The sequence below is a fragment of the Mesorhizobium sp. M1066 genome (assembly GCF_040318635.1).
Taxonomy (GTDB): Bacteria; Pseudomonadota; Alphaproteobacteria; order Rhizobiales; family Rhizobiaceae; genus Mesorhizobium.
Genome location: NZ_JAMYMR010000001.1, coordinates 286,545 through 302,499, shown reverse-complemented (window position 1 = coordinate 302,499; position 15,955 = coordinate 286,545). Strand labels below are relative to the sequence as shown.

The following is a 15,955-nucleotide window of genomic DNA, read 5'->3' as shown; positions in this document are numbered from 1 at the left end:
CTGCCAATGTCGATGTTGTGTTGTCTAACGCCCAGTTGTTCAGGTCACGGTCTCAAGCTTGTAGTGCCGCATGGTTGGCTCGCAAGAACTCGGTCGCCGTCACCGGCTTGCGGCCCAAGAGTTTCTCGAGATCCCCCGCCGTGCCGCCCCATTCTCCGGCGTTGATGCCTTGCACCCACACAAGCGCGAAGCGGGCGGCCTGCTCGGGCAGACCCGCCGCCACTAAGTGGTCGATGTAATCCTGATCCGAGCCGGGAACAAACGGCACTGGCTTGCCGCTGATATCCGACAGGATCTGTGCGACATCCGCGAAGGATACGGCGGGATCGCCATACAGCGAGTAAGTTTTGTATTCATGGCCTTCTTCGCTCAGCACAATGGCATGCGCCTCTGCCAGGTCGTCACGGCTGGCATAGCCCGCCTTGCCCGCACCAGCCGGCACGTGAACCCCGGTCTCCAGGGCTTTTTCGCCGATGTAGAATGAGATGCTCTCGATAAAGGGCGGATGACGGACGAGCGTGTAGGCTAGGCCGGATGCCTTCAGTTTTTCCTCGACGAACAGATCCTGCTCGGTGATATCCGGCAAGGTGAAGGCGGATCCTGCTTCGTGGATGATCGGCATATAGACGATGTGCTTAACGCCCGCCTGCCGAGCTGCGCTAATGGCATTTTGGTGCTGGGTATTGCGATCGGTAAAGGCCGTGGCGGATACGAGCATTAGCTTATCAATGCCCTCGAACGCGCGCACCAGTCCGTCATACTCGAGATAGTCGCCCTGGCGAGTCTCAATCCTATCGGCCGCCAGATCGGCCGCCTTGGCGGGATCGCGGGCCAGGCCGACGAGATCGGTGGCGGGCAACCGCTTCAGGAGATGTTGGAGAGTCTTTCGGCCAATATTGCCGGTTGCGCCAGTTACGAGGATCTTGGCCATGGGGTGATTTCCTTTGGACTTTTTTGCACATCGACATTGTCGTCCGACCCAGCTAGGACGAAACATACCTGCAAACCAGTACCGACTATTTGGTAAGTGCCAAGATTCGGAGATCAAGTTGACCGAGACGAACTTCCAATGCGGCCTTGAAGCGGTTCTTGCCATCCTTGGCGGCAAGTGGAAGCCGCTTATCGTTTATCATCTGGCCAGCGGGCCCAAACGCACCGGTCAACTCCGCAGGCTCGTTACCAATGTGAGCGAAAAAATGCTGATTCAGCACCTGAAAGAACTGACGGATGATGGCGTTATTCGTCGCATTGACTTTCAGACGGTGCCGCCGCACGTCGAGTATGAACTAACCGACTTTGGTTACAGCCTGGCCGGAGTACTCGCGCCCTTGTGCGAATGGGGAACCCATCATACGCCCGAGGTAGCCCTGATCGTGCAAAATCGATCGCGCCGTTCCGCAGTTGCGTAGCGGTCCCAAATCTGGCGACCAAGGTCCGCCTTTGAAGAAACAGACCGAGGAACTGCCTGTCTCCTTTCCACCCGATCTCAGCCGTTGGCGGAAAAGCCCAAGTTGATTTTGCGCCGGTGTTGGACTCAGATCGTCTCCTTGACCCGCGCCGAAAGAAAGTCCGGCAGGTCGGCGACCGAATCCAGGACAACGTCGGCAATGCCTGCCAGCGATTCGCGCGTGCCGGTGCCGGAGAGCACGCCGACCGCCAGCCCGCAGCCGCCGGCACGCGCCATTTCGAGGTCGTGGCGGTTGTCGCCGACCATGGCGATTTCCGCCGGCCTGAGGCCTGTGAGATCGCTGAAGGCCAGGATCGTGTCGGGCGCGGGCTTCGGATTGGCCACCGCGTCGTAGCCATAGGCCGCGTCGAACAATTGGGCGACGCCGAGCGTCACCAGCGTCTTTTCCGCGCCGCTGGTCGAATCGTTGGTGGCGACGCCAAGCCGGTAGGACTTCCTGTGCAGTGCCGTCAGCGTGTCGATGATGCCCGGCAGCGCCACGGCCATCGCCGAGCCTTGTACGGAGGTGATCTCGTTGAAGCGGGCAACCGCGAGCATCTGGTCCTCGTTGGACAGGCGCGGAAACCACAATTCGACGACGTCGAGATTGGTGCCGGAGGCAAATATCGAGTCAGGCTTAAAGCGCTTGTTGGCGAAATCGAAGCCGGCGGCGGCCAGCAGCCTGTCGGCTTTCCAGCGATCGCCTTCAGACGCATCCATGGCCATGAAGTCGGCAACGCCGAGCCAGGTAGCGTTGAAGTCGACAAGCGTGCCGTCCTTGTCGAACAATATTCCCTTGATGTCTGCCAAGCTTTTCACTCCGAGCCACGCAAATGGTGGATGAATCCCACAAGGCCTGCGGTCGATGCGTCCCGCTTGGCGGCACTTTCCTTGCCCTCCACGACAGGCAGAAGGCCGGTGGCCAGTTCCTTGCCGAGTTCGACGCCCCACTGGTCGAAGGAGTTGATGTTGAACAGCGTGCCCTCGACGAAGACGCGGTGCTCGTAGAGCGCGATCAGCCGGCCGAAGGTGCGCGGGTCGAGTTTGCGGTAAAGGATGGTCACCGAGGGGCGATTGCCGGAGAAGACGCGGTGCGGGGCTATCTTGTCGACCTCGGCCGGCTTCATACCCTTGGCCAGCATCTGGGCGCGGGCTTCGTCCAGCGTGCGGCCCTTCATCAGCGCTTCCGACTGCGCCAGGCAGTTGGCGAGCAGCAGATCGTGCTGATGCTTGAGATCGGGCTCGTGGCCGACGGCCGCGGCGAGGAACTCGACCGGGATGAAATCGGTGCCCTGGTGCAGCAGCTGGAAAAAGGCATGCTGGCCGTTGGTGCCGGGCTCACCCCAGACCAGCGGTCCGGTCGGCGTCGTCACCTCTGTGCCTTCGAGGGTGACGCTCTTGCCGTTCGATTCCATGTCGAGCTGCTGCAGATAGGCCGGCAGCCTGGACAGGCGCTGGTCGTAAGGGATGACGGCGCGCGCCGGGTAACCGCAGATCACGCGATGCCACCAGCCGACCAGTCCAAGCAGCGCCGGCAGGTTCTCCTGCACCGGTGCGGTGCGGAAATGCTCGTCCATCTCATGGGCGCCATCGAGGAAGGCGCGAAAATTCCGCGGGCCGACAGCGATCATCACCGGCAGGCCGATGGCGCCCCAGAGCGAATAGCGGCCGCCGACCCAGTCCCAGAAGCCGAACACGCGATCCGGCGCGATGCCGAACTTGGCGACTAGGTCGAGTGCGGTGGAGACGGCGGCGAAATGCTTGCCGACCGCTTCCTTGCCGAGCGCCTTCTGCACCCAGTCGCGTGCCGTCTGCGCGTTGGTCATCGTTTCGACGGTGGTGAAGGTCTTGGAGGCGATGATGAAAAGCGTGGTTTCGGCGGAGAGGCCCTTCAGCGTGTCGTGGATATGGGCGCCGTCGATGTTGGAGACGTAGTGGGCGCGCGGCCCGTCATGATAGGGCGCCAGCGCCAGCGTCGCCATGGCCGGGCCGAGATCGGAACCGCCGATGCCGATGTTGACGATGTCGGTGATCTTCTTGCCGGTGGCGCCGGCCGCCTTGCCCGAGCGCACGGCATCGGCAAAGGCGCCCATGGCGTCGAGCACGGCGATGACGTCAGCCTTGACGTCCTGGCCATCGACGGTGACGCCCTTGCCGGTAAGGTTGCGCAGCGCCGTGTGCAGCACGGCACGGTCCTCGGTGACGTTGATCTTCTTGCCGGCGAACATGGCGGCGCGGCGACCTTCGAGATCGGCGGCCAGGGCGAGCTTTTCCAGCAGTTCCATGGCGGTCGCGTCGACCGCGCATTTCGACCAGTCGAGCAGCAGATCGCCGTCGGTGGCGGAGAATTCCACGAACCGCTTGGGATCGGCGGCGAAGGCCTGGCGCATGCTGGCGGGCGCTGCCGCGCGGTGATCGCGCAACGCGGCAAGCTGTTTTTGAAAGGACGATTGATCCACTGCCAAACTCCGAGACCTCGAGCCATCATTACGGACCGGATGTTTCCGGCGCGTGTCGTCGCGACAATCTATCGGGCCGAACTCCACCCGTTTCAATGCGCAGCGATGACGCACGGAGTCACGCAGCTATGCCGCGGCGCAGCATCAAAATGGCGTGAAGGATCACTGGCATAAATCCCAACGATCAGAAAAATTGATTGGCGCAACCCCTTGTGCCACGGTTACGTTCGGCTGGTCCAGCCAAACGAAAAAGGCTGGCCATCGAGGAAATCTCCCATGCCACAGCGAAACGACACGGCGATATGGTCCGGCCTGTTCCGGATTTCGGCTGAATCCGGCCAAACCCTTCAGGCGCAGATCCGCCAGGCCATCGTAGCCGCCATTCTCGACCGCCAGATCGCCGCTTCGATGCCGCTTCCTTCCTGCCGGATCCTGGCCGAAAAACTCGGCGTGGCGCGCGGAACCGTGGTGCTGGCGTTCCAGCAGCTCGTCGACCAGGGTTTCCTGGTGGCGCGCGAGCGGCGTGGCCATTTCGTCAATCCCGATGTGCTGGCGACGCCGGCCAAGCCGCACCAGAAGGCGCCCGACCAGGCCAACGAGATCGACTGGAAGGCACGCCGCAAGATCTTCGCCAGCGACATGCCGCCGCCGGCCAAGCACGAGAACTGGATCAAGTCGTCCTACCCCTTCGTCTACGGCCAGTTCGATCCGGCGCTGTTCCCGACCGCCGAATGGCGCGAGTGCAACCGCATGGCGCTGGCGGTGTTGGAAATCCGCAACTGGGCGTCCGACATGGTCGACCGTGACGATCCGCTGCTGATCGAACAGATCCAGGCGCGGCTCCTGCCCCGGCGCGGCATCTTCGCCAATCCCGACGAGATCATCGTCACGCTGGGCGCCCAGAACGCGCTCTACATGCTGGCGACGCTGCTGATGTCCAAAGGCTCCAAGGTGGCGATGGAGGACCCCGGCTACCCCGACGCCCGCTCGATCTTCCGCCTTGCGGGCGCAGAGATACAGCCGGTGCCGGTCGACCAGTCCGGCATCGTAACCGCTTCTATTCCCAATGATTCCGGCTTCGTCTTCGTCACGCCCAGCCATCATTGCCCGACCATGGTGCCGTTGTCGGCTGAGCGGCGGCAGGATCTTCTGGCGCGAGCCAACCGCTACAACCAGATCATCATCGAGGATGGCTATGACAGCCAGCTTCTCGACGAGGCACCGCAGCAAGCGCTGAAGAGCCTCGATCGCTCCGGCCGCGTGGTCTATGTCGGCTCGATGTCCAAGACGCTGGCTCCCGGCCTGCGGCTCGGCTACATCGTGGCGTCCGCGGGACTGATCGCGGAACTCAGGGCGCTGCGCCGCTTCATGCTGCGTCATCCGCCGGCGAACAACCAGCGCGCCGTCGCGCTGTTCCTGTCGCTCGGCCACCACGAGGCGCTGGTGCGGCGGCTGTCGTCGGCCTTCGACGAACGGCGCAAGCGGCTGGTCCATGCGATTTCCGCCTTCCTGCCGGAATGGCGCTCGACCGATTCGGCCGGCGGCACGTCGCTGTGGCTCGAAGGGCCGCGCGGCACCGATTCGCGCGGGCTGGCCGAGGCAGCGGCCTCGCGCAGCGTCATCATCGAGCCAGGCGACCGTTTCTTCGATCGCACTGAAAAGCCTTCGCGTTTCATGCGGCTGGGCATCTCGTCGATCGCACTGCAGCACATCGAGCCAGGCATTCGCGAACTGGCCACGGCCGCCGGACGCAGACCCGCAGCCGCCTGATCCATCGTTGATCTCTCGTGACCGGAGCCGCTCGCAGCGGCTCCGGTATTTTAGTTCTGGCACATGGAACTGGGCCAGCTGGCCCATAGGATGGGCCAGTGCCGGCGGCATAGTCGGCGTCAGGGGAAGAAGCAGGCCGATGGTGGACCAACCGCCACGAGTTCCTGCCGACGAAGGTGGAGTGCTTCCATGCCAGTGGCTGTCGAACAGCAGGACACGCCGGCGAACCGTCGTCCACAACGCTCCGGTCTTCGCGAAACAGGACATGCCATGCGATCATCTCCCCTAGTGGAGGATACCAGACCACAGCACAAGGCCATCGAGGGCGGCGGCTACGGGCCGCTGCGCGGGGATGACCGCGAGCGTATCCACGAAGGCGTGCTGACGCTTCTGGAGACAGTGGGTTTCGCCAACGCCATTCCTTCCTGCATAAAGGTACTGACCAAGGTGGGGGCGGTCCATGGCGACGATGGCCGGGTCCGCTTTCCGCGCGCGCTCGTGCTCGACACCATCAAGCGGGCGGCACGACATTTCACACTTCATGGCCAGGCCCCCAGGCACGACATGGTGGTCCAGGGCAAGCGCGTGCACTACGGCACGGCAGGCATCGCCGTGCACCTGGTGGATATCGAAAAGCGCGAGTACCGCGAGTCCAAGCTGCAGGATATTTATGATGCCGCCCGCATCGTCGATGGGCTGGACAACATCCATTTCTTCCAGCGGCCGATGGTGGCGCGCGACATCGCCGATCCGCTCGAGATGGATTTCAACACGCTTTATGCCTGTGTGATGGGAACATCGAAGCACGTCGGAACATCCTTCACCGTGCGTGAGAACGTGAAGCCTGCGCTTGAAATGCTGTACGCCATCGCCGGCGGCGAGGAGAATTTCCGCGCCCGGCCATTCGTTTCCAACTCCAACTCATTCGTCGTGCCGCCGATGAAATTCGCCGAGGATGCCTGCGGCGTGCTTGAGGCCTGCGTTGAAGGCGGCATCCCGATCCTGCTGCTGTCGACCGGCCAGTCCGGCACCACAGCACCCGCGGCGATGGCCGGCGCCGTCGTGCAAGCAGTGGCCGAAGTGCTGGCCGGCCTGGTCTATGTCAACGCGCTCAAGCCCGGCCATCCGGCGATCTTCGGCGCATGGCCGTTCATGTCGGACCTGCGCACCGGCGCCATGGCGGGCGGGTCGGCCGAGCAGTCGGTGGCAACGGCGGCCTGTGCCCAGATGGCGCAATTCTACGACCTGCCCGGTGGCTCCGCCGCCGGCATGACTGATTCGAAATTGCCCGATATTCAGTCCGGCTACGAAAAGGGTATCACCAATGTGATGGCCGGCCTCTCCGGCCTCAACCTCGTCTACGAGGCGGCCGGCATGCATGCCTCGCTGCTCGGCTTCTGCCTGGAGAGCCTGGTCATCGACAACGATATGCTCGGTCATTGCCTGGGCTGCGCGCGTGGCATCGACGTGACTGACGAGGCCCTGTCGATCGACAGCATAGCCGAGGTCTGCCTCAAGGGTCCGGGCCACTATCTCGACAACGAGCAAACGCTCAAGCTGATGCAGACCGAGCACTTCTATCCCGCCCTCGGCGATCGTTCCTCGCCGAAGGAATGGAACGAAAAAGGCCGGCCTGATATATTGCTGCGTGCGATCACCGAGAAGAAGCGCATTCTTGCCGAACGATTTCCGCGCCATGTGCCAAAACAGGTCGACGACAGATTGCGTGCCCGCTTCGGCAACCTGATCCACCTGCCGCGCACGCAAATGGGCGGCTGACCGGAGACGAGTTCGTGCAGCCATGCAGCCACCACCCAGGATCAACCATCGGGCAGAGCGACAAATGAGTGTGCATCCTATCCAGCAAGCCCCCACCGACGGCGACGCGATCGATCGGCTGGTGGCATCTCATCGGCCAGGCCACGGCCTGGTGCGTGCCTTCTATCATGACCCGGCGATCTTCGAGCGCGACATGGAACGTGTCTTTCGCCGCCACTGGCATTGCCTGGCCCATGCCAGCGTTATCCCGAACCCCGGCGATTTCGAGCTGTTCAAGCTGGGTGACGAGGCGGTCATCCTGACACGCGGCATGGATGGCACTGTGCATGCCATGCTCAATGTCTGCCGCCACCGCGGTGCCGAGGTCTGCACCAAGGAAAAGGGCAACGCGAAGATGTTCGTGTGCCCCTACCACGCCTGGAGCTATTCCAACGACGGCTCATTGCGCGCTGCCCGCCTGATGCCGAAGGATTTCGACCGCACGGCGCACGGGCTGAAGAAGCTTCATGTCCGCGTCGCATCCGGTCTGGTCTTCATTTCCTTCGCCGAGACGCCGCTCGATTTCGATCCGATCGAACAGTCGCTGCGCACGAGCTGCGGCCAATATGGCTGGGGCGACGCCAAGGTGGCGTATCGTCAGTCCTATCCGCTCGACGCGAACTGGAAGCTGGCAGTCGAGAACTATGTAGAATGTTACCATTGCGGACCGGCGCATCCGGAATATTCGCAGACGCATGCGCTGGAAAAACCGGCCGAGATGATCGAGCAGCTCAATGCGGCGATGGAGCAGCGCACCTGCGCGCTCGGCATCGAGATCGGCAGCGCCAACCGCTGGCAGAACTCGGCGGCCGGTCAGGAAGCAATCGACACCTTCCGCTACGCGCTCTATGACGGCGTTTCGAGCGGCAGCCAGGACGGCTCTCCGGTGGCCCCGCTGATGGGCCGCTTCACCGACTATGACGGTGGCGTCACTTCCATCCATCTCGGCGGCACGACCTTCCTCGTCTGCTATCCCGATCACGGCATGATCTACCGATTCATCCCGAAAACGGCTGGTACATGCGAGATGGAACTGATCTGGCTGGTGCGCGGCGACGCGGTCGAGGGTCAGGATTACGATCTGGAGAAGCTGACCTGGCTATGGAAGGTCACCACCGACGAAGACAAGAAGATCATCGAGCACACCGCGCGCGGCGTGCGCTCGCACTATTTCGTGCCCGGACCTATCGCGCCGATGGAATACAACGAACTGCGCTACATCGGCTGGTATCTCGAGGAGATCAGCCGGGCCTGAACGGCTCGGCTGCCTTGGGAGAATCAGGCAGATCCTGCCTTTCGCGTCATTCCGCGCTGAGCCCGTATCGGTCGACGACTTCGGGGTTGATGAGCTTGGCATGCAGTGTCATCAGCACGATCTGCGCGTCGAGGCTGTCGCCGGTTTCAAGCGCCGCCTCGATGCGGCGCTCGGCTTCCAGCGTCCGCTCATGGCCATTGGCTTGCTCGAAGGTTTCGGGACCCGCGATGCAATAGCTGCATAATTGTGCCACCGACGCATAGGTATCCCGTGGCGGCTCGTCGGGCCAGCGATCCTTCATGAGATTGACCAGGGTAAGCTTCACGCCCTCCGGCACAAGGGCTGGATGCAGATCCGCGCCGCGCAATGCATCGTCGAGCTGCCTCAAGTCGCCCGAGCGGCCGAACATTCCGAGGAAGCCGAGGGAAGAGCGCCGTCCGGCCATGATGTTTCCTTCCGTTCCAGCCCACTTAGGTGGTGGGCAAGCGAATTACAAAGGCGGTGCTATCTAACCAGCCGCCGCCAGCAAGACCCCTGCAAGGGCGGATAGCGCGAGTGTCGGCAGCATGCCGATCTTCAGCTTCAGGATGGCAATCATGGCGGCACCCGAAAGCAAGGCCGCGCGCCAGTCGATCGACGAAAGCACCGGCACATTCATGCCAAGACCCGTCGCATGCACCTCACGGAAGATGACGTGCAAGCCAAACCATAGGGCCAGATTCATAATCACCCCGACAATTGCGGCGGTGATCGCGCCCAGTGCGGCCGACAATGCCTTGTTGCCGCGCAACGCCTCGATGTAGGGCGCCCCGAGGAATATCCAGAAAAAGCAGGGCGTGAACGTCACCCACAGGGTGAGCAACGCCCCCAGCGATCCGGCAAGCAACGGGTCCAGCGAGCCGGAATGGCGGAACGCGGCGATGAAGCCGACGAACTGCAGTACCAGGATGAGCGGCCCTGGCGTCGTTTCGGCAAGCCCAAGGCCATCAACCATTTCACCAGGGGCCAGCCAGCCGAAGGACTGGACGGCTGCCTGCGCGACATAGGCAAGCACCGCGTAGGCGCCACCGAAGGTGACGACAGCCATGAGACTGAAGAACCGGCCTATCTCGGTCCAGACGCTTGCAGAGCCGGTGAACCACCAGATCAAAAGAACAGGCCCGAGCCAGAGCGGCAGCCAGATGGCGGCGGTGCGCGGTGCATGCCATTTGGTCGGTTTGACATGGGCGAGTTCGCCGCGTTCGAACATCAGGTCGACCGCTCCCTTGAAGTCGGCAACATCGTCCTTGCCATGGGCCGAGCCGGAAAACAGGCCGGGAGCAATGCGATCCCCCAGCCATCCCGTCAGGCCGGCGAACAAGACGATGAGCGGAAACGGCACATTCAACGCATAGATGGCGATGAACGCCGCGACCGCGATCGACACCATGACCCGGTTTTTCAGGGCGCGCCGTCCGATCCGGATCACTGCCTCGATGACGATGGCAAGCACCGCCGCCTTCACCCCGAAAAACAGCGCCGCGACGAGTGGCATGTCGCCATAGAGGACGTAAAGGCTGCTCAAGGCGAGCATGACGAGCGCGCCCGGGAAGACGAACAGGACGCCGGCGACAAGGCCGCCGATCGTCCTGTGCAGCAGCCAGCCGACATAGATGGCGAGTTGCTGGGCTTCCGGGCCAGGCAGCAACATGCAGTAGTTCAACGCATGCAGGAAGCGCTGTTCACCGATCCAGCGCCGGTCCTCGACCAGCTCCTTGTGCATCAGCGCGATCTGCCCGGCAGGTCCGCCGAAGCTGAGCAATCCGATCCTCGCCCAGACCTTCGTGGCCTCGGTGAAGGTCGGTGCAGCCGGCGGCTCGACGGCCACCGCCTTGTTGTCGGGGACAAGAATGGTCATGACGGCTTACCCGCAGCGGGCCAGTTGTGCGTTTCTTCGGTGGCGTCGCGACACCAGCGGAAGAACGCGTCGTAGAGCAGCATGCCTGCTTCCAGTTGTTCCAGATCGTCGCGGTACATACGCGACAGACCCAGCGAGGCAGCCAGAAAACCGGCCGCCTGGGGCACCAGGTCGAGGCTTGCGGTGTCGGCCGCGCGCACGATTACGGCGAGGCGATCGAGCGCCTCGGATTCCAACCCGAACTCCTCGATCATCGTGTCGAAGGTGCAGCGTTCGCCCCGATGGCTCCAGAACACATTGTCGATGTCGAACGGCACGGCCTGAAAGCGGTCGGCAACAGCCAATACTTCAGCGGGCTCGACAAACAGGAACACCGCGTCGGGGTCGAGGAAACGCCGGATCAGCCATGGGCAAGCGATGCGGTCGACCTTCGGGCGCGATCGCGTCACCCAGACGGTGGCGCCCTTTTCATTGCGTGGCGGCATTTTGGCGGTGCGGACCAGAAGTCCCCCGGCATCGCGCCAGGCCTCAAACCCGCTTTCAAGGGATTCGGCTGATATCCCCTCATGGCGCAGCCATGCAACGACGCCTTGCGAGAGCTTTTGCCCCTTCTGGCATACGACGGCCACCGGCTTGCCGGCGAATGCGGCCGCCCAGGTCGAAACGGTTTTGAAATCGCGCCGGCACGAAGCCGGCAACAGGCGCGGGTCGGCGTCGAAATCGGCATCGATGCGAACATCGATAATGACAGGCGCGCCCGGAAGACCGATGAGCCGGGACAGTTGCGATACAGTGATAGCGGTTGTTGACGGCATGGCGTCCACCTCCTGGAAGAGAAGCTTGGACGCGAACGTTGGGCTGACGCCTCACGGGGTCGTCGCGATGCACCCCTTGTCATGATGGTGGATTTGTTGGGCGCGCTTGTCAAGGACGGTGACCGTTCTCGACCTATCCGGCAACACGCTGACCGGAAAACCGACGGCGGCTTGATTTGATCAAGCCGCCATCCGTCGATCCAGAATCAATGATTGTCCGGAGCAATCAGTGATTGTCCCCGGAGCAATCAGTGATTGTCTCTGGGAACGCCGCTGGTGTGCGCGACGTCCTGATACTTCACCGCCGGCTTCAGCACCATTCCCTCAGAGAACTGCGCGACCATGCCGCGCTGGATCTCCTGCCAGGGTGTCTGGTGCTTGGGATAGTGGAAGCCGCCATTGTTCTGCAGTTCGGCGCGGCGCCGGGTGATCTCGTCGTCGGTGACGAGGATGTCGGCCGTGCCCTTGCGCAAGTCGATGCGGACCCGGTCGCCCGTCTTGAGCAGCGCCAGTCCGCCGCCGATCGCGGCTTCCGGCGAGGCGTTGAGGATCGACGGCGAACCCGACGTGCCCGACTGGCGGCCGTCACCGATGCAAGCGAGCGCGTGGATGCCCTTCTTGATGAGATAGGCCGGCGGCTGCATGTTGACGACCTCGGCACCGCCGGGATAGCCGACCGGGCCGGCGCCGCGCATGAACAGGATGGTGTGTTCGTCGATGCCTTGCGCCGGGTCGTCAATGCGGGCGTGGTAATCCTCCGGCCCGTCGAAAACCATGGCGTTGCCTTCGAAAGCCTCGGGATCCCTGGGGTTGGACAGATAACGCTCGCGGAATTCCGGCGAGATGCCGCTGGTCTTCATGATTGCCGAATCGAACAGATTGCCCCTGAGGTTGATGAAGCCGGCATTGGCCTTCAGCGGCTTGGCGACAGAGCGGATGACGTCGGGATTTTCGTTGGCGACGCCCTCGCTATTCTCACCGATCGACTTGCCGTTGACGGTGCGCGCGCCGGGATGCGGCAACAGCCCGCCCTTCATCAGTTCGGCAATGACCGCCGGCACGCCGCCGGCATGATGGTAGTCCTCGCCGAGGTATTCGCCCGTCGGCTGCAAATTGACCAGCAGCGGCACATTGAGGCCGACCGTCTGCCAGTCGTCATTGTCTAGCTTGACTCCAAGGTGGCGGGCGATGGCGTTGAGATGGATAGGCGCGTTGGTCGAGCCGCCAATGGCCGAATTGACGACGATGGCGTTCTCGAAAGCCTCTCTCGTCATGATGTCGGACGGCTTCAGATCCTCATGCACCATCTCGACGATGCGTTTTCCGGTCTCATAGGAAATCTGGCCGCGCTCGCGGTAGGGCGCGGGAATGGCGGCCGAGCCCGGCAACTGCATGCCAAGCGCCTCGGCCAGCGAGTTCATCGTGGTGGCGGTGCCCATGGTGTTGCAATAGCCGGTGGACGGCGCCGACGAGGCGACGATGTCCATGAACTCGTCATAATCGATCTCGCCGGCCGACAGGCGCTGGCGTGATTCCCAGACGATGGTGCCGGAGCCGGTGCGCTTGCCCTTGTGCCAGCCATTGAGCATCGGCCCGACCGACAGCGCGATCGCCGGGATGTTGACGGTGGCCGCTGCCATCAGCAGCGCCGGCGTCGTCTTGTCGCAACCGATGGTGAGCACGACGCCATCGAGCGGATAGCCGTAGAGCACTTCGACAAGGCTGAGATAGGCAAGGTTGCGGTCAAGTGCCGCGGTCGGGCGCTTGCCGGTCTCCTGGATCGGATGGCAGGGGAATTCGAAAGGAATGCCGCCCATCGAGACGATGCCTTCGCGCACACGCTTGGCGAGTTCGATATGGTGACGGTTGCAAGGCGACAGATCCGAGCCGGTCTGTGCGATGCCGATCAGCGGCTTGCCGGACATCAGTTCGGCGCGCGTCAGGCCGTAATTGAGATAGCGCTCGAGATAGAGCGCCGTCATGCCCGGATTGTCGGGATTGTCGAACCACTCCTGCGAGCGAAATTTTTTCTTGTGGGTGGGGGCGCCTGCCATCGTGGTCTCCGTATTTGTAAGACAAATCGATATGGCAACGCGCGGGAGCAGGCAAGAGGGCGTGCGGTCGCAACCGGACTTTGGTGCGATAGACAGGCACCAAGCCGTGCGTTACGGGTTCGGACAGTCTTGTCCGGGAGGTTTTCATGGCTTTGGTGATCGAAGGCGAGGAGCGCATTGCCGCACCGCTGCAAAAAGTGTGGGAAGCGCTGAACGATCCCGAGGTGTTGAAGGCGACCATCCCCGGCTGCCAGAGCCTGGAGATGAAGTCGCCGACCGAGATGGCGGCAACCGTGGTGGTGAAGATCGGACCGATCAAGGCGACGTTCAACGGCGAAGTGACGCTGAAGAACCTGAAGCCGCCGCACTCCTACACCATCCAGGGCGAAGGCAAGGGCGGCATTGCCGGCTTCGCCAAGGGTGGTGCCGACGTGACGCTGACGGCAGATGGACCTGACGCCACGATATTGAACTACGCGGCCAAGGCCGATGTCGGCGGCAAGATCGCCCAACTCGGCAGCCGGCTGATCGAATCGACCTCGAAGAAACTGGCCGGACAGTTTTTTTCGTCGTTCGGCGAAAAGGTCGGCGGCTGAGCCCTCAAGCGGGCATCACTCGAACACAATGCTCGGCACCGCCGCTGCCGCCGCGCCACGCTCTTCATTGACCCGGTCCCAGACCTTCGAAGCGATGTCGCGGTAGATTTTCGCCTCCGCGCCGTCGGGCTTCGAGACGACAACCGGCGTGCCGGCATCCGAGCTTTCGCGAATGCCCATCTCGAGCGGCACTTCGCCAAGGAAGGTGACGCCGAGGCGCTCGGCCTCGCGGCGGGCGCCGCCATGGCCAAAGATGTCGTAGCGCTTGCCGGTATCCGGGGCGATGAAATAGCTCATGTTCTCGACGATGCCGAGCAACGGGACGTCGACCTTCTTGAACATGTTGAGGCCTTTTCGCGCGTCGATCAGGGCCAGATCCTGTGGCGTCGAGACGATGACAGCACCAGCCAGCGGCACCTGCTGGGCCATGGTCAGTTGCGCGTCGCCGGTACCGGGCGGCATGTCGACGACGAGCACGTCGAGCCGACCCCATTCGACCTCACGCAGCATCTGCGTCAGCGCCGACATCACCATCGGGCCACGCCAGATCATCGGCGTTTCCTCATCGACGAGGAAACCCATAGACATCACCTTCAGGCCGTAATTCTCCATCGGTTTCAGGATCTTGCCGTCGACGGTCTGCGGCCGGCCATGGATGTTGAGCAGCCGGGGCATGGAAGGGCCGTAGATGTCGGCATCGAGCACGCCGACGCGCAAGCCGTTGGCGGCGAGGCCGAGCGCGATGTTGACGGCGGTGGTCGACTTGCCGACGCCGCCCTTGCCGGACGCAACCGCGATGATTGCCTCGATACCGGGCACGCCACGCTTGCCCGAGCTGTGCGAGGCAGGCGCGTGGGGGGCGGTGCGCGGCGCGGCGGCAGCGGGCTGAGCCGGCGGCGCGGGCCTGGGTGCGGGGCGCGAGGGAACCGGCGCCTCCATGCCGCCGCCCTTCTTTTCGGCCGTCAGCGCGACGACGGCGCCGGCGACACCGGGGATCGCCTTGACGACACGCTCGGCGGCGGCGCGCAGCGGCTCCATCTCCTGGGCACGAGCGGCGGGAACGGTAATCGAGAAGAAGACCTTCCCGTCGGCGATGAAAATTTCCGAAACCATGCCGAGGTCGACGATGTTGCCGGTGAAATCCGGCCCGTTGACCGTCTTCAGACGCTCGGTGACGATTTCCTTGGTGACGGACATAGCAGTTTTTCCTTACGCAGCTTGCGCCTGAGATGCAGCTTGCACCTGAGATAATGCAGTTTCCGGACAGAACCAAGCCGTGGAGCAATGGCTGTCTTGGCGTGCCTGAAAAAGCGGCGGGTCCTGTCGGATTTTATCCGCGCCAAACGTCTTCCAGGTAATCGAGTGCCGATGCGGCCAGTAATCAGGTCAGGCGACAGTCGTCAAACAATCGCGGCGACCTATTTCGGTGACCAGTACGGGCCGACAACCAGGAAAGGAGACCATCATGCTCGCAAACAGCAACGCAACGGCAAATCTGGCGGTAAGCGACCTGGCAAAGGCCAAGGCTTTCTACGAGGGAACGCTTGGCCTGCAACAGGTGCACGATGAGGGCGGCGAACTGATCGTCTACAAAAGTGGCGATACCACCCTCAACGTCTATCATTCCCAATTTGCCGGAACCAACAAGGCGACAGCGGTGACCTGGATGGTTGGCGACGAGATCGGCGATATCGTCAAGGAGCTGAAGTCGAAGGGCGTCGCCTTCGAGCACTATCAGATGCCGGGCTTGACGCTGGAGGGCGATCTCCACGTCGGTTACGGAATGAAGGTCGCCTGGTTCAAGGATCCAGACGGCAACATCCTGAACCTTGTGGACAGGTAGA

At 62.8% G+C, this 15,955-nt stretch carries 14 protein-coding genes; 6 read left to right on the top strand and 8 right to left on the bottom strand.

From position 1 onward, the window contains the following. Positions 1–52 precede the first annotated feature (52 nt). The gene (locus NKH52_RS01345) at positions 53–931 is read right to left on the bottom strand and encodes an SDR family oxidoreductase (protein WP_352729076.1); all 879 of its coding nucleotides are present in this window, start codon (positions 929–931) and stop codon (positions 53–55) included. A 118-nt stretch (positions 932–1,049) separates the two neighbouring features. Here NKH52_RS01345 and NKH52_RS01340 point away from each other — a divergent pair, with 118 nt between their 5' ends. Continuing rightward, on the top strand, positions 1,050–1,409 hold the full coding sequence (locus NKH52_RS01340; protein ID WP_352729078.1) for a winged helix-turn-helix transcriptional regulator: 360 nt from the start codon (positions 1,050–1,052) through the stop codon (positions 1,407–1,409). 125 nt (positions 1,410–1,534) lie between these two features. Here NKH52_RS01340 and NKH52_RS01335 read toward each other — a convergent pair whose 3' ends face one another. Continuing rightward, positions 1,535–2,257, bottom strand: coding sequence for an HAD family hydrolase (locus NKH52_RS01335; protein WP_352729080.1), 723 nt, complete (start codon positions 2,255–2,257; stop codon positions 1,535–1,537). 5 nt (positions 2,258–2,262) lie between these two features. After that, positions 2,263–3,912: a glucose-6-phosphate isomerase gene (pgi, locus tag NKH52_RS01330; RefSeq protein WP_502900142.1), complete on the bottom strand. Its 1,650-nt coding sequence runs from the start codon at positions 3,910–3,912 to the stop codon at positions 2,263–2,265. Between the two features lie 270 nt (positions 3,913–4,182). On the opposite strand from pgi, the gene pdxR reads away from it, so the two are divergent. The 3 genes from pdxR to NKH52_RS01315 all read left to right on the top strand — a co-directional run bounded on the left by pdxR (position 4,183) and on the right by NKH52_RS01315 (position 8,749). After that, entirely contained in the window at positions 4,183–5,676 is a 1,494-nt protein-coding gene (gene pdxR / locus NKH52_RS01325) for a MocR-like pyridoxine biosynthesis transcription factor PdxR (RefSeq protein ID WP_023811490.1), read from the top strand. A 189-nt stretch (positions 5,677–5,865) separates the two neighbouring features. Continuing rightward, complete coding sequence (locus NKH52_RS01320) at positions 5,866–7,455, top strand: trimethylamine methyltransferase family protein (RefSeq protein ID WP_352439702.1); 1,590 nt, start codon at positions 5,866–5,868, stop codon at positions 7,453–7,455. A gap of 64 nt (positions 7,456–7,519) precedes the next feature. Further along, a complete protein-coding gene (locus tag NKH52_RS01315) occupies positions 7,520–8,749 on the top strand; it encodes an aromatic ring-hydroxylating oxygenase subunit alpha (RefSeq protein WP_352729081.1) in 1,230 nt (409 codons plus the stop codon). 46 nt (positions 8,750–8,795) lie between these two features. On the opposite strand, the gene NKH52_RS01310 is transcribed toward NKH52_RS01315, so the two are convergent. The 4 genes from NKH52_RS01310 to NKH52_RS01295 all read right to left on the bottom strand — a co-directional run bounded on the left by NKH52_RS01310 (position 8,796) and on the right by NKH52_RS01295 (position 13,515). Further along, on the bottom strand, positions 8,796–9,194 hold the full coding sequence (locus NKH52_RS01310; RefSeq protein ID WP_352729083.1) for a hypothetical protein: 399 nt from the start codon (positions 9,192–9,194) through the stop codon (positions 8,796–8,798). 63 nt (positions 9,195–9,257) lie between these two features. Continuing rightward, on the bottom strand, positions 9,258–10,646 hold the full coding sequence (gene chrA, locus NKH52_RS01305; protein ID WP_352729085.1) for a chromate efflux transporter: 1,389 nt from the start codon (positions 10,644–10,646) through the stop codon (positions 9,258–9,260). Beyond that, positions 10,643–11,461 (bottom strand): chromate resistance protein ChrB domain-containing protein, encoded by an 819-nt coding sequence (locus tag NKH52_RS01300; RefSeq protein WP_352729087.1) that lies wholly within the window; start codon positions 11,459–11,461, stop codon positions 10,643–10,645. The genes chrA and NKH52_RS01300 overlap by 4 nt, the downstream gene beginning before the upstream one ends. 248 nt (positions 11,462–11,709) lie before the next feature. After that, on the bottom strand, positions 11,710–13,515 hold the full coding sequence (locus tag NKH52_RS01295) for an IlvD/Edd family dehydratase (RefSeq protein ID WP_352729089.1): 1,806 nt from the start codon (positions 13,513–13,515) through the stop codon (positions 11,710–11,712). Positions 13,516–13,661: 146 nt separating this feature from the next. Between NKH52_RS01295 and NKH52_RS01290 the strand changes: the two genes are divergently transcribed. Beyond that, positions 13,662–14,111, top strand: a complete 450-nt coding sequence (locus tag NKH52_RS01290; RefSeq protein WP_127256475.1) for an SRPBCC family protein — start codon at positions 13,662–13,664, stop codon at positions 14,109–14,111. A gap of 15 nt (positions 14,112–14,126) precedes the next feature. Here NKH52_RS01290 and NKH52_RS01285 read toward each other — a convergent pair whose 3' ends face one another. Further along, positions 14,127–15,308 carry an Mrp/NBP35 family ATP-binding protein gene (locus NKH52_RS01285; protein ID WP_352729091.1) on the bottom strand — a complete coding sequence of 394 codons (1,182 nt, stop codon included), beginning with the start codon at positions 15,306–15,308 and terminating at the stop codon, positions 14,127–14,129. A gap of 268 nt (positions 15,309–15,576) precedes the next feature. Between NKH52_RS01285 and NKH52_RS01280 the strand changes: the two genes are divergently transcribed. After that, on the top strand, positions 15,577–15,954 hold the full coding sequence (locus NKH52_RS01280) for a VOC family protein (RefSeq protein ID WP_127290059.1): 378 nt from the start codon (positions 15,577–15,579) through the stop codon (positions 15,952–15,954). Position 15,955: the final 1 nt, after the last annotated feature.